Source organism: Porticoccaceae bacterium LTM1, from assembly GCA_030252795.1.
In the GTDB taxonomy this organism is placed as follows: domain Bacteria; phylum Pseudomonadota; class Gammaproteobacteria; order Pseudomonadales; family Porticoccaceae; genus SCSIO-12696.
Window position 1 is genome coordinate 1,752,274 of record CP127080.1, and the last position, 13,778, is coordinate 1,766,051.

General features: G+C 48.7%; 6 protein-coding genes and 3 riboswitches. Of the genes, 1 reads left to right on the top strand and 5 read right to left on the bottom strand.

Annotated elements, in window-relative coordinates:
• The first annotated feature begins 46 nt into the window (after nucleotides 1-46).
• Entirely contained in the window at nucleotides 47-199 is a 153-nt protein-coding gene (locus tag QP938_07600) for a hypothetical protein (GenBank protein WIO73177.1), read from the top strand.
• Nucleotides 200-808: 609 nt separating this feature from the next.
• A riboswitch (cyclic di-GMP riboswitch) is annotated at nucleotides 809-905 on the bottom strand.
• Between the two features lie 538 nt (nucleotides 906-1,443).
• Nucleotides 1,444-1,534: riboswitch (cyclic di-GMP riboswitch) on the bottom strand.
• Between the two features lie 136 nt (nucleotides 1,535-1,670).
• Here QP938_07600 and QP938_07605 read toward each other — a convergent pair.
• The 5 genes from QP938_07605 to gspD all read right to left on the bottom strand — a co-directional run bounded on the left by QP938_07605 (nucleotide 1,671) and on the right by gspD (nucleotide 13,757).
• On the bottom strand, nucleotides 1,671-2,561 hold the full coding sequence (locus QP938_07605; GenBank protein ID WIO73178.1) for a general secretion pathway protein GspB: 891 nt from the start codon (nucleotides 2,559-2,561) through the stop codon (nucleotides 1,671-1,673).
• Complete coding sequence (locus QP938_07610) at nucleotides 2,561-4,294, bottom strand: AAA family ATPase (protein ID WIO73179.1); 1,734 nt, start codon at nucleotides 4,292-4,294, stop codon at nucleotides 2,561-2,563. The genes QP938_07605 and QP938_07610 overlap by 1 nt, the downstream gene beginning before the upstream one ends.
• A gap of 170 nt (nucleotides 4,295-4,464) precedes the next feature.
• Nucleotides 4,465-5,259 carry a hypothetical protein gene (locus tag QP938_07615; protein WIO73180.1) on the bottom strand — a complete coding sequence of 265 codons (795 nt, stop codon included), beginning with the start codon at nucleotides 5,257-5,259 and terminating at the stop codon, nucleotides 4,465-4,467.
• Nucleotides 5,260-5,630: 371 nt separating this feature from the next.
• Nucleotides 5,631-10,964: a hypothetical protein gene (locus QP938_07620; protein ID WIO73181.1), complete on the bottom strand. Its 5,334-nt coding sequence runs from the start codon at nucleotides 10,962-10,964 to the stop codon at nucleotides 5,631-5,633.
• Between the two features lie 226 nt (nucleotides 10,965-11,190).
• A riboswitch (cyclic di-GMP riboswitch) is annotated at nucleotides 11,191-11,276 on the bottom strand.
• Nucleotides 11,277-11,612: 336 nt separating this feature from the next.
• Entirely contained in the window at nucleotides 11,613-13,757 is a 2,145-nt protein-coding gene (gene gspD, locus QP938_07625; protein ID WIO73182.1) for a type II secretion system secretin GspD, read from the bottom strand.
• Nucleotides 13,758-13,778 lie beyond the last annotated feature (21 nt).

Here is a 13,778-nt window from a genome sequence, read left to right on the forward strand (position 1 = left end):
CATGTAAATTCCCTTTGGATTTGGTTGTTCTTTCGATATGAACAACGTGACGAAATCCATCCAAGCAGTCGACAACGCCGGTAAATACAGCGAAGAATTACTTGAATCCCATGGACTAAGTCATCAGGAGAGAACATCTACACCGGTACGGCGTGATACTCTGGAGAAGGACAAACCGAACGGTTTTACCCTATACTGAAAAGGCGCAGCCGCCCCTATCGCGTTATATCAATAACGCGAAGACTAAAGTGTCGCAGGCCAACGAGTCGATCTTGCCGGATGACGCTCCCAGGTTTGCAGGGTGTCGGCTGCTGCTTAACTCTGTTTTCACTCTATTACGGCTAAACGTTCCTGTTCTGTCCCTTCCTCCTGATTCTTAATGCCAATTGATTAAATTCTCTATCAGACTGATAAAAGGCTGGCGCAGAAAAAATGCCTGTAGCGGTAAGAAATTCAGAACGATTTGGAGTTTGGCCTGGTGTTATAAAACACCTAGAGAGGCAGTGGCAGATATTAACGCCCACTCCAAACGCTCATCTCACGCTCTGCGCCAGCCGATTCAGACTCTTTACACAGTCCGATCGTTGATCGTATTAGCGATCAATAAACCTTTTCCATCCCCGTTTACAGCTCTCAAGAGGCGGATAATTCAAGATCTATTGGACAAGTTGTTGTAGGCTTACTCGCCACTTTTTAATCCATAGATACCTTAACTTACGGATTAGCATTGGTGAGAAAATAGAGAAACTACTGGAATTACAGCTTTTCAGGAAACTCACCCGCTGCATCGCAAATTAATGCGACTCCCTTCAGCAGCTCGGCGAGCTTTACCACCAGAACAGTTCTGGTGAAGAGGCCCCGTGGCTTTGTGCCTCCGCTTTTCAGCGGATTTACTTTTTTCGGGAAAGCTATCTATGTATAGCAGCCGTTTACTTGCGCTGCCAGAAAATAATCGCAGCTTAGCCAGCAAAAAGTACCAGTCATCCTTATTAAAAGGACAGTAAATTTAAAACAGCTAAATTTAGACATCGGCTTTTAAAAAGCAGAACTACTTCTCAATTACCAGGGGAGTTTTGTGCAAAAGTTAAAAGACTGACGCAGAGTTCGACCGGATGAACGTGAGAACTGCTAGACATCGGCTCAAGTACAGGGAGGTAGGACGTCCACTGGCGATGGGGGGTCGCCGGGACCAATCCCTGATTTGCTGATAGGGGTTGTCACTTGACACCGATGCCCTACTCACACTCTGCGTCAGTCTGAACCAATTAACCTTGCCTGTTTAAACGACTACTCATCTCCACCAACGGTATATAACCGAAAGTGTTTACAGGCGCGCTGATTATGACTGGATTACTTCGCTGATAATGGCAATTGCCATCAAGTGGCACAGTAAACCCGCACTAACAAACGCTGCATAAAGTTCAGTTGACGTGCAACTTATCCTTCGGCAGCTCGGCGGGCTTTCCATGGTGAAAAGCTCCGTGGCTTTGTGCTCCTGCAGGAGTAACTTCCCACAGGGTTACTATTATCGGGATAGTCAAAGATATGTATAGCAGGCGCTGTTTTTATCGTCCAGAAAGTTTTAAAGAGTTCTTCAAAAAGAGAGACCATCAGTGAAACGACGGTCTCTTTTATGTACTTGATTTATGCATTTGAGCTAGCTGAAATTTCTAATTCACCGGAACCCTGAATTTATATTCCCTGTATTGAAAAACCGCCCCTTTTTCGGTAATTTCCAGAAGCTTTACTTCCGGGTAAACTGTACTTCCCTCTTTTCTTACCCAACCGTCAATTTTCACCATGCGGTTTTCAGGAGTTGGGGAATAAAGATGCACCGAGTAACGAATCTCCGGAATTTTTTGCTGAATCTCAAAAGGCAAAGCCCTGTAGTGTGGAATTGCTTCTACTACTAGTTCTTCGACTGTTTGCTCAGGAGGCTCACTGGAAACCACCTCGGAACCAGCTGTTTCCTGCCCAATAGAATCTACCTCATCTGACTGTTTGATTTGGTCTTGCTGAGGAGTTGTTGCAGGATTTATTGGTTCTTCAGTTTGAGCGATTTTCACCACTGGCGGAGTAACATCGCTTGGCACAGTTTCAGAAACAACTTCCTGCTCAACTTTTTCTGGCCCAACTTTCTCTGGCACACCAATGGTTTGCGTCTGGGTTGAGGTATCTTCAATTATCGGTTGTGTTGCTACCTCTATAGAATAAGTATCCGGAGTTGCTTGCTCCTCCGGACCTGAATCAATTGCAGTTGATCCAACGGTATCAGCTAATGACTGAACATCGTTTAAAGTGGAATCGGATTCAGTCACCCGAGTATCAGTAATAGAATTCATTGGTTCTGGCTGACCTTCCGGACTGTATCCGGCCAGCCACCACCCCCCTGCCATGGCAATTGCCAGCAAAGGTAAAACGATAACCACCCAGCGCTTACCGCCCGATTGCGGCTCCTCCGGTTGGGTATTACTGAGTACATGCACATTGTCCAAGCCGGGAACATCACTCTCTTCCCTTTGCTTTTGCGACTTTTCCAATGCGTCCAGAATGTACGACATTAATGCTGTTCCTTATCAAACAATTGGGGGCTATTTTCAGTGTGCTGGTTATTGAGAGCAATAATCGTCAGAGGGCCGACGACACCGTCCGGTATTAGACCGTGATCTCGCTGAAAAATTTTGACACGATCAACCATTGACTCATCATATCGCAAAGCTGGTGCTTCATCGCCAAGTGCGTTGCTTAACCACCCCACTGATTCACCCGCCGCCCCCTCTCTCAGAGGAAATCTGTATCCTGGAGGCAACCGCCACAAAACAAGAAAGTCGCCATACCACCAGCGCCGCAGCTCCTGCCAGGTGACCGTTTGAGGCTGACCATTAATCACCACTGTGGCAGTGCTATCAGTCATCCCAGCCAACGCTCCAAGATAAGAAGAACCGTCTTCTGTAAAGAGTGTAAGCAGTGCCGGGCGATTTATTTGTTTCAATGTCTCGGTATTACCCTGCTGGTAAAGGCAGGACACCCCCTGGGATTCTACAAAATCGCATAGACCAGCTGCCGTAGCTGGCATTTGCGGTAATTCCCAGAGGTTGAGAATCGTCTGGTGCGCTTGCTCCGTGACTCCGGGAGCCGTTGGAATCTGGGGGGCTAAGATATTGGTCGTTTGGATCTGCTTTGGAGGCGATTCAGATGCACTTAATGCATCATCTGTTTCCATTGACTCCTCTTCTAACGCTGGGCTCAAGTCTTGTTCAAATCCACTTTCGGATTTCTCTGGTTGATCCTCATTCACCTGATCAACAACATCAACAGGAGATTCCTGCTCAGAAATGGATTCGTCACCAAAATAGCGTTCTGTAAATGTCTGGCTTTCAAAATGATTAGCTCGATAGTAATAACTGGCCGCAAAAGCGCCAGCCACCAATAACAATGCTGCAATACTCCATCCCCATCGGGCAATATGATTTGGCTTAACCGCTTTTGTACCAAGAACCTCTGAGGCAGCTCTTTCAATTGTATTGCCTGTAGCCAGGTTGCCCTGGCCAACAAAAACTCCCAGCAATGCCCTGTCACAGATAACATTAATCAGCCTTGGTACACCCTTGGTGTATTGCCACAGTTTGCTGTAGCACTCCCTGCTGAATAGCTCGTTTTTCCCGCCGGCGACTTTCAGTCGATGATGAACATAGTCACGAATATCTTTTTTCCTGAGGGGACCAAGGTGAAAACGTGCTGTGATACGTTGTGCCATCTGCCGCATTCCCGGTAAGGCCAGTTTTTCACGCAACTCGGGCTGCCCTACCAGTATGATCTGCAACAGTTTCTTTTGGTTTGTCTCCAGGTTTGTCAGCAAGCGCAACTGTTCGATGAGGGACAAATCCAGGTTTTGGGCCTCATCCACCATCAGTACAGTATTGCGCCCTGCGCCATGAGACTTTAGGAGATGATGATAGATATGGTCCACAAGCTTCTTTAAGGACGCATTCTCGTCGTACTGAACACCCAGCTCATCACAGATGGCTGCCATAAACTCCAGCGTGGAAAGCTTGCTGTTAAGCACATAAGCAACATCAGTGTGTTCTGGAAGCTGTCCTAACAGGCAGCGACATACCGTGGTTTTTCCTGCTCCAATCTCACCAGTAAGCAATACGAAGCCCCCATTGCTGCTTACCCCATATAACAGGTGCGCCAAAGCTTCCCGGTGACTCTGCGTTAGATAGAGATAACGCGGATCCGGCGAGATTGAGAACGGTGGCTCTTTCAGTTTGAAGTAGGATTCGTAGTACATATCTTCTGTTATTGTGTCCGGTTAACAGAAGTCTAGTCTGCCTGTAAGTAAAGTTCCTTACAATTCAGGAAGCCGAAAAGTTATTTAGACCAGAGGATTAGAAGACAATTGAGACAGATAGGTAAAAGGGCTCCATCCATGATTGACAGAGCCCTGGCTTATGGTCGCCATTATTCGACTATATCTGCGTCGATTACACCACCTTTAGTGGCACGTACTTGTTGTGCTGTAACCATTGTCTTGCCCAAAAACGCTTTGGCATAGGCACTGGCTTCAACAGTACCACCTTCAGATACTGACAGCTCGTTAATATCTACTTTCGCAAGCGCACCAGTAACAAAGAAGGCAACCAGATTGTACTCACCCTGATCCATATTAGGCAGAACGAAGTTGAAGTGATGGGATGCCAAGGTAGACAGTGCCAACCCGATTTCTTCATCGGTAACCACACACTCTGTTGCCACATCTATAACACCGTCAGGCTCATCACCCAGTTCGCCACCGCCCAGAGTATCCTCACAAGATTCGATTACACCCCCCAACGTAGCGCTGAGTTCCTGAACACGTGCAGAGAGCATTACAGGTCCTGGAGCAGCGATTGCTGCTGTACCATTAGCTCCATCTACCGGAACGGCAAATACAACCACCGCTGCTCCACCACCGGCAATTGCTTTTGCATCACCGCCATTCCTGCCTTTGATAGAAGTATCGGTAACAATACCAACTTCTGATGAAACACCAATCAAAAGCTCTTTATCCTGAGGTACCTTCAGGGTAGCCAGTGTATAACCAGTACTCAGATCAAACACCAAGCTGTCCTGGGTGGCACCATCAATAACTACAACCGAGACTAGTGATGGCCTCTCATCGGTATAGGTCGCCGCAAATTTTGCTGCCGGTCCAGCATTTGCAAAATCAAATACCAGCATTCCTGCAATCAATAACACCCATTTAAGCCTTTTCATAAATCCTCCTGATTCCCCTAAAAGGTTCCGAACCAGGCGCCTACTCACCCGGAATACATCGAGAATTTTTAGGTGGATTAAATTAAATAATGCCGCGATTAATTCTTATTACAATCATGGCAATTCACTTGAAACAGCTCACCCCATCACCGAATTACGAATCAGGACTCATCAAGTGCAAGGAAAAAACTAGGACACATTTCACGGTATAACAATATTTATTTTGACTAAAAATAAATAAATATTTTTAAACTATATATTTTTTGCACGAGAGAAAATATTGCATAAAAATGCAATATAAAAGACTATTCTTTTTTAAATCAAAGGGTGCATCGGCATAAAACCGATGCACCAAAACTGCAAACCATTACTTATGGATTGGGTGGAGAAAGATTCCCCCCGCAATCAAGCAACGGATCATTCTCAACATATTGACCCAATATACCGTGGTAGTAGAGCGCATTTTCAGCGTCTTCTATAGTACCTTTACCCTGCTTAATGGCTTTGTTGGAGAGGTATTCTCCTGTTCCATCAAAGCCTATATTACCCAGCAGCATTTGTGCTGCTTCAGCTGCATCAGCCGCATAGTCACAGGGGTATGCACCAGCAGTCTGGTTTGCAATAAAGGCAAGCAGGTAGCGACCGACTTTATAGGCTGGGTCAGATGAGTGATTAACGGATTTATTTTTTCCACCTTTAGTCGCGTTTTGATCCGCAGAACTCAGTACAAGCACTGCTTCTTCGCAATCCGCGTCGGGCAGAGAGCCGTCATTCAGATACTGGTCATAAGCATTACCTGAAGAGTCACCGTCCAGTTGCAGCAAGCCGATGAATATACCGGTTTCATATACGTGGATCGGATTGATCGGATTTGGTGATCGACTGTAAGCCTCAGTCAGCACTTCATCCAGTGAATAATGACGTACATCTATAAAACCATTTTTGTTGTCTTCATACTCTTCAGCAGCCTTGCCGAATTGGTTGCCGCTGCTGCAGGAACTCCAGTTTTTCCAATAACCGGGAGTTCTTGCATCACCAAGAGGTGTGCGGTTGTCGACAACGAACAAGATGGAGCCATTCGGTTCAACCTGGAAGTCAACACAGCGATTACCCAAATCATCTGGTTCTGGCCCACCATTGTCATCAGGGTTGTATACCTCTAATAACGCTCCGGTTTTCTCTCCTACAAACGGGAGACTCATTCCATTGATTGACCAAAGCGATACGGCACCAGCTGCTATACCAGTTTCACAAATGGTGTAGGTTTGATTTGGAACCAGCCATTTTTCACCTGGAGGATTTGGGTGTCCAAAATCAATATCCGGAGTACTGCTATCCATCAGGTTATTGGCATCGGGACCGTTCAGGGTAAATGTGAAGGCTTGTGTGGTTTCAATACCTATCAACTTTTTAATCAGGTCCACATCACCTCGTTTAGTATTCACAAATCGACAGGTAATGGTTTCACCGGGACCAACATCAATGCTGTCGATGGTTTCACCGTTATCACAAGTGGCACTGGTCAAGTCCCACTCTGATGGTACGGTTTCAGTGATTGAATATGGGCCTGGAATGATCAAGCCGGAATCATCACTGGCAACACCTGGTTCTCCCACAACAGTGGTAGTTAAGGTATTACCGCTCAGCAAATTAAATCCAACCGGAACAAAGTCGAAGCTGCCAACATCACCGATTGTTTCTTTCTCGATAATGATCTTGCCGCGTTTGACGTTGTGGAAGGTGCAGGTCACCACTTCGCCCGGACCTACGTCGATGTTGTCCACCGGACTGCCGTCATCGCAAGTCGCGCTGGTCAAATCAAAGGCCGGGGTCGGGTCGCTTTCGCTGACGCTGTAGCCACTGCCCGGAACAACCAATCCACTGCTCAGGATATCGGCGTTCTGGGTCACACCACCCACGGTGGTAATGCTGCCGCTGACATTGCCGCTGAAGCTGAAAGTGCCATCACCGCCCTCGGTGGTTTTCACCACGAGGATCTCGCCGCGCTTGACGTTGTGGAAAGTACAGGTGACCACTTCGCCCGGTGACACGTCGATGTTGTCCACCGGACTGCCGTCGTCACAGGTCGCACTGGTCAGGTCAAACGCCGGGGTCGGGTCGCTTTCACTGACGCTGTAGCCACTGCCCGGAACAACCAAGCCACTGCTCAGGATATCGGCATTCTGGGTTACACCACCCACTGTGGTAATGCTGCCGCTGACATTGCCGCTGAAGCTAAAGGTGCCATCACCGCCCTCGGTGGTTTTCACCACACGGATCTCGCCGCGCTTGACGTTGTGGAAGGTACAGGTGACCACTTCGCCCGGAGCAACGTCGATGTTGTCCACCGGACTGCCGTCGTCACAGGTGGCACTGGTCAGGTCAAACGCCGGGGTTGGATCGCTTTCGCCCACGCTGTAGCCGCTGCCCGGCACGATGGGTCCGCTGCTCAGGATGTCGGCGTTCTGGGTGGCGCCACCCACGGTGGTGATACTGCCGCTGACACTGCCGCTGAAGCTGAACGTGCCGTCACCGCCCTCGGTGGTTTTCACCACGCGGATCTCACCGCGCTTGACGTTGTGGAAGGTACAGGTCACCACTTCACCCGGGCCGACGTCGATGTTGTCCACCGGGCTGCCGTCGTCACAGGTGGCACTGGTCAGGTCAAACGCCGGGGTCGGGTCGCTTTCGCCGACGCTGTAGCCGCTGCCCGGTACGATGGGTCCGCTGCTCAGGATATCGGCGTTCTGGGTGGCGCCACCCACGGTGGTGATGCTGCCGCTGACACTGCCGCTAAAGCTGAACGTGCCGTCGCCGCCCTCGGTGGTTTTCACCACGCGGATCTCACCGCGCTTGACGTTGTGGAAGGTACAGGTCACCACTTCGCCCGGACCTACGTCGATGTTGTCCACCGGACTGCCGTCGTCGCAGGTCGCACTGGTCAGGTCAAACGCCGGGGTCGGGTCGCTTTCGCTGACGCTGTAGCCACTGCCCGGAACAACCAATCCACTGCTCAGGATATCGGCGTTCTGGGTCACACCACCGACGGTGGTAATGCTGCCGCTGACATTGCCACTGAAGCTGAAGGTGCCGTCGCCGCCCTCGGTGGTTTTCACCACGCGGATCTCACCGCGCTTGACGTTGTGGAAGGTACAGGTCACCACTTCGCCCGGACCTACGTCGATGTTGTCCACCGGACTGCCGTCGTCGCAGGTCGCACTGGTCAGGTCAAACGCCGGGGTCGGGTCGCTTTCGCCAACACTGTAGCCGCTGCCCGGCACGATGGGTCCGCTGCTCAGGATGTCGGCGTTCTGGGTGGCGCCACCCACGGTGGTAATGCTGCCGCTGACATTGCCACTGAAGCTGAACGTGCCGTCACCGCCCTCGGTGGTTTTCACCACGCGGATCTCACCGCGCTTGACGTTGTGGAAGGTACAGGTCACCACTTCGCCCGGACCTACGTCGATGTTGTCCACCGGACTGCCGTCGTCGCAGGTCGCACTGGTCAGGTCAAACGCCGGGGTCGGGTCGCTTTCGCTGACGCTGTAGCCACTGCCCGGAACAACCAATCCACTGCTCAGGATATCGGCGTTCTGGGTCACACCACCGACGGTGGTAATGCTGCCGCTGACATTGCCACTGAAGCTGAAGGTGCCGTCGCCGCCCTCGGTGGTTTTCACCACGCGGATCTCACCGCGCTTGACGTTGTGGAAGGTACAGGTCACCACTTCGCCCGGACCTACGTCGATGTTGTCCACCGGACTGCCGTCGTCGCAAGTCGCACTGGTCAGGTCAAACGCCGGGGTCGGGTCGCTTTCGCCAACACTGTAGCCGCTGCCCGGCACGATGGGTCCGCTGCTCAGGATGTCGGCGTTCTGGGTGGCGCCACCCACGGTGGTAATGCTGCCGCTGACATTGCCACTGAAGCTGAAGGTGCCGTCACCGCCCTCGGTGGTTTTCACCACGTGGATCTCACCGCGCTTGGTGTTGGTATAAGTACATGTAACCTCTTCACCTGGTGCGAGGGTAATTGAAGATTCTCCAGTACCTTGGTTGGTAGTGATGTTACTGTCGTCAGTACCATCACCGCCATTGTCGGTAACTGAACAGCTGAGGCCTGTAAGATCCCAGCCGGTTTCTCCATCTTCAGTTACGGTGTAGGCACCTGGCATCAATACCTGCTCATTTGTGCCGCCAGCGTCAGTCAAACTGAAGCCACTATAACCACTACCTGTGGTAGTGAAGCTGAATGATTGTGGGTCCGCAGCTGGCAAGGTCACTTTATCGACAATAATTTTACTTAACTGTGTATTACCAAAATCGAGTGAAGCTGTTTTGCTGCCACTACTAATGGTGACCGGATACTCGCCTGTGCCACAATCAGCATTTGAGTCACTATCTGGCTGTGGTTGTGTCTGGATCCACTTATCTCCTTGACCTGTGCAATCCTCTTTAACGACGTAATCGCCATCAGGAAGATTTGCAAAAATGCCAAATCCTGGATCACTTAAATCATTATTGGCTGTAATCAATGAGGAAATCGGATTATTCAAATCGCTTGCAGAATAAAGATTAAATGTCCAACCATTCAGACCTACTTCCGGATCGCCATCAAACTGGCGGTTCGAATTCAAATCGTAGTATTTGAATACATCAATAAAGCACTCGATGGGAAGCGGCTCAGGACCAGACAGATCTTTAATATCAGCGGTCGGCGACAAAGAGGCTCGACTCTTGGCATGAACTGAACCAAACCCAGGACAACCCACTCCCTCTGGCATAAGAACCGCCAAATTAATAGCCGCCTCGAAGAATTCAAACTCTTCGATTACACCATCAGCTGTACCGCCTTCATCGTAAGAAATATAAGGATCTGGAAAGTCCGTTGCAATTTCTGTAAAGGCATCCGCATTCATTGTGGCAACACCATATCCCGAAGTTGGTAAAATGGCGGCATTCGCAAGGAAGCGATAGTAGAAACCAGTGAAATTATTATTTTCACCATAAGTTGGGCAAGGGTCAGTACCAATCTCAATCGTATCGTCTTCATTTCCTTGTCCAGGTGTTACCTTACAGACGTTATTATTCAATGAATTTTCAGGATCATAGATAGCAATCAGAACCTGCAGATCAGTTTGTGGGTCCGTGGGATTACCAGACAATTCAAATCCCACCAGAATGTCACCGACTGTTCTTTCCGGGCCTCCGTGACTGACTCCATTCTCGTCAATGATTCTGGCCCAGGGCTTTTGATTAATTTCAAAATCCAGTGCAAATGTACCTTCGTCTTTGGTTCTTTCGCCCGCAAGAAAAAGGAGTTCATCCGCTGGCACTCCAGGAGAGACATCACCCGGCGCAGCTGCCCAAGCAAGGATATTGGTCAATTCAACTTGCGCGCCACCTACCTGGGATTCACCAATAGTCCAGTTTTCAGGATCCTTAAACTTCCCTCCCTGTATGAACACGGTGGTGTCAGGCTGGGCATCTGAGTGTGGGTCTGCCAGGAATACTGCTTGATTATTCGAGGTTGTGTACGCATTGGACCAATCTATCAACCCCAAAACCGGAGGATCCCCCAAGGAGTCGCCTACAGCAATGTTACCTTCAATCTCAAATTTGGTCTGGGGCTCAAGATCCCCATGGGTTGCTATATGGTCTGCAACCGCAACAAGTGCAATTACCAGAAAAATGCCTAAAAGGGACATAGACATAACCATGTGTCTATGAACAAATCCTGCCACCCGCTTCATCTCAAAACTCCTTGGATCGTCCTGATCCGATACAGATACGTTTCAACCAATCAATCGAAGGCCGTGCGCATAAAAAACACACGCACAGAAACACATCGACAGATTCGCCGAGTTCAAAGTTACAAAGGGGTAAATTGCGTAATGCCGGTCGCCATTACCCCAAACATTGCGTTTGGATACCTGTGGCAACTCGGCCGCTTCAATTGAAGCCCGGAGCTTTGCGTGGTTAGCTAATCAAAAAATCAACTAACTTTGCCTTTTAACAAACAGGGAGTTTATATTTAGTTGAGATAAAAGATTATCACAAGATGGTTTTTTTAATTCCTTCAACTCCAGTCACTGACTTTGTATAAAAACCAACACCTCAATATGTAAGCCAGACCAACACCAAATTCACAACTCACTGAATATAAAGAACATTACAGAAGTCAACTTATATAAAATGACCTTAATATTTCATTTACTTATTATAAAAATACCGACGAACGGTTTCTAACACCAGCTGAAACTCACCTTAAAACTCCTATTTAAAACCCTACATTTTTTGTGCAAATAATAAAAAGGCCCGCAGTTGCGAGCCTTTTTGTTTACAGAAAGAAGGTACTACTTCAGTGAAGACAAATCCACATCCTTAAGCTTGGCCTTGTACTCCTCGGTTACATCACGAGCTTCTTTCGGGTTACTGATTGCTGTTGGAGTAATCATCACAACCAGCTCTGTTTTGCTTTTCGTTGTGGATTTACTGCTGAATAATAAACCAAGCCCGGGAATATCCTTAAGGAAAGGCACACCATTTTCAGAGACTTTTTTATCTTCACGTATAAGCCCACCCAGAACAATAGTTTCTCCACTCTGTACAGCCACATTTGTATTTATTTCGCGTTTGAGAATTGTAGGAGAGTCAATGTTTGAAGATGTTGTTGTGCTTACATCATCCACCTTCTGGGTGATATCCAGAACCACCATACCACCGGCATTTACCCTTGGAGTAACTTCAAGAGTCACGCCGGTATCCTGGTACTGAATCTGACTGGTGACATTGAGTCCAATATTGTCATTTATATTGGTGGTACTGCTTGTATTGCTGGTTTCAGACGTACGAATAGGTACCCTGTCACCAACTGTAATCAGCGCCTGGTGATTGTCCAAAACCATCAACGATGGTGAAGACAGTACATTAAGGCGTGAGTCTCCAGCTATAGCATTTAGTACTGCGCGAGTACCTACAGCGTCAAATACCGCATAAGTGAAATCTACAGGATCATCCAGAACACCATTCAGGGTACTGACTATATTGCCATCACTATCCCTGGTTACTACTCGGCCATTCGCAGGAATATTCAAACCTCCACGGCCGGTTTTGTCATCAAAACTGTTTTTGAAGAACCATTGCAACCCATATTCCAACCCCTCATCTAACGTCACTTCAACAATGGACGCTTCAACCAGTACCTGTAGGGGTTGAACATCCAGCTTGGTTATGGCTTTTTCAATTTCTTCATAATCAGAGGGTGTCGCCATGATCAAAAGAGAGTTGCTCTCCAGATCAGGGATAATGGTAACCTCACCAAGTTCCACACTGGACAGTTGCTGATTCTGTCGATCTCCCTGTTCTGCGGCGCCATCGCCCTCAGCATTTGGTTGTGGCCTGGCCGCTTCTCTTTGGGCAGCAGCTACTGCATTTCGCCTCCCCCCTTCGAATAACTGATTAAGCAGATCGGCAAGGTTATCGGCCCGGGCGTGCTGTACGTAATAAACATACATATTTGCACCGTGTGGATTTTGGGCCTGATCCAGTCGTTCTATCCAGGTTTCTACATCGCTCAGGTATTTTTTCTGGGGAGTAATTACCAGTAATGCATTGAGGCGCTCAATCATGGTGAAACGCACCAAACCAGCCAATGGCCCCTCGGCACTATCCCCAAAGATTTGCTCGAGCTCTGTCTGCATAGTACTGGCATCTACATTTTGCATTCGGAACAGGCCAACAGACATGCCTTTTAACTGGTCGACGTCAAAAATCTGGATAGTTTGTCGCAAGTTGTACAGGTCACTGTGTGTACCCGCCATTATCAGCATATTCCGCGATGGGTCAGCTTTTACGACTGCCTTGGTCGACTTGACTGGCTCCAGGATTTTGACCATTTCTTTAGCACCGATGTAACGCAAAGGTGCAATCAAGACCTGATACCCACGATCTGCATTCAACTTCGTGCTTGGAGTAAGTCCTGTAACCCCACCTTCTCCTGTCGGTACAATCTCATAAAAATCCTGCCCCTTTATCAAAGCGGCATTGTTCATGGACAACAGGTTTTCAAGAACCGGGATCAGGGAGTCGCGACTGATGGGACGGGTTGTACGCATGGAGACAGTGCCAGTGACCGCCTGGCTCATTGCGTAATTTACACCCATGATATCGCCGAGAACCGTTTTCACAACTTCCGAGATCTCTGAGTTCTGGAAGTTGAGCGTTACCTCCCCTTCCGTGTCATTCGGCATCGTGTTGTTAGCAATGTGATAATTGATCAGGTTTCCACTGCCTTCATAGATCTCTTTTAATGGCACCGAAGGCTCTGCCGCCTCAACGGCTGACGTATCTGCGGCCGGCTGCGTGGAAACCTGAGCGGCATTCTGCGCGGATCGCTCTGGTGCTGCGGAGGCTTGTTGCTGGGTGCCCATTTGGGAACAGGAGAGTGCGGATAATGCCCCCAAAACACCAATAATTTTCATACAACCAACCGTTTTCATGCTTTTCTCCTTTTGGTCAGT

Coding starts and splice junctions, on each gene's coding strand:
- QP938_07605 (WIO73178.1), bottom strand. CDS start 2,561: ATGTCGTACATTCTGGACGCATTGGAAAAGTCGCAAAAGCAAAGGGAA.
- QP938_07610 (WIO73179.1), bottom strand. CDS start 4,294: ATGTACTACGAATCCTACTTCAAACTGAAAGAGCCACCGTTCTCAATC.
- QP938_07615 (WIO73180.1), bottom strand. CDS start 5,259: ATGAAAAGGCTTAAATGGGTGTTATTGATTGCAGGAATGCTGGTATTT.
- QP938_07620 (WIO73181.1), bottom strand. CDS start 10,964: ATGTCCCTTTTAGGCATTTTTCTGGTAATTGCACTTGTTGCGGTTGCA.
- gspD (WIO73182.1), bottom strand. CDS start 13,757: ATGAAAACGGTTGGTTGTATGAAAATTATTGGTGTTTTGGGGGCATTA.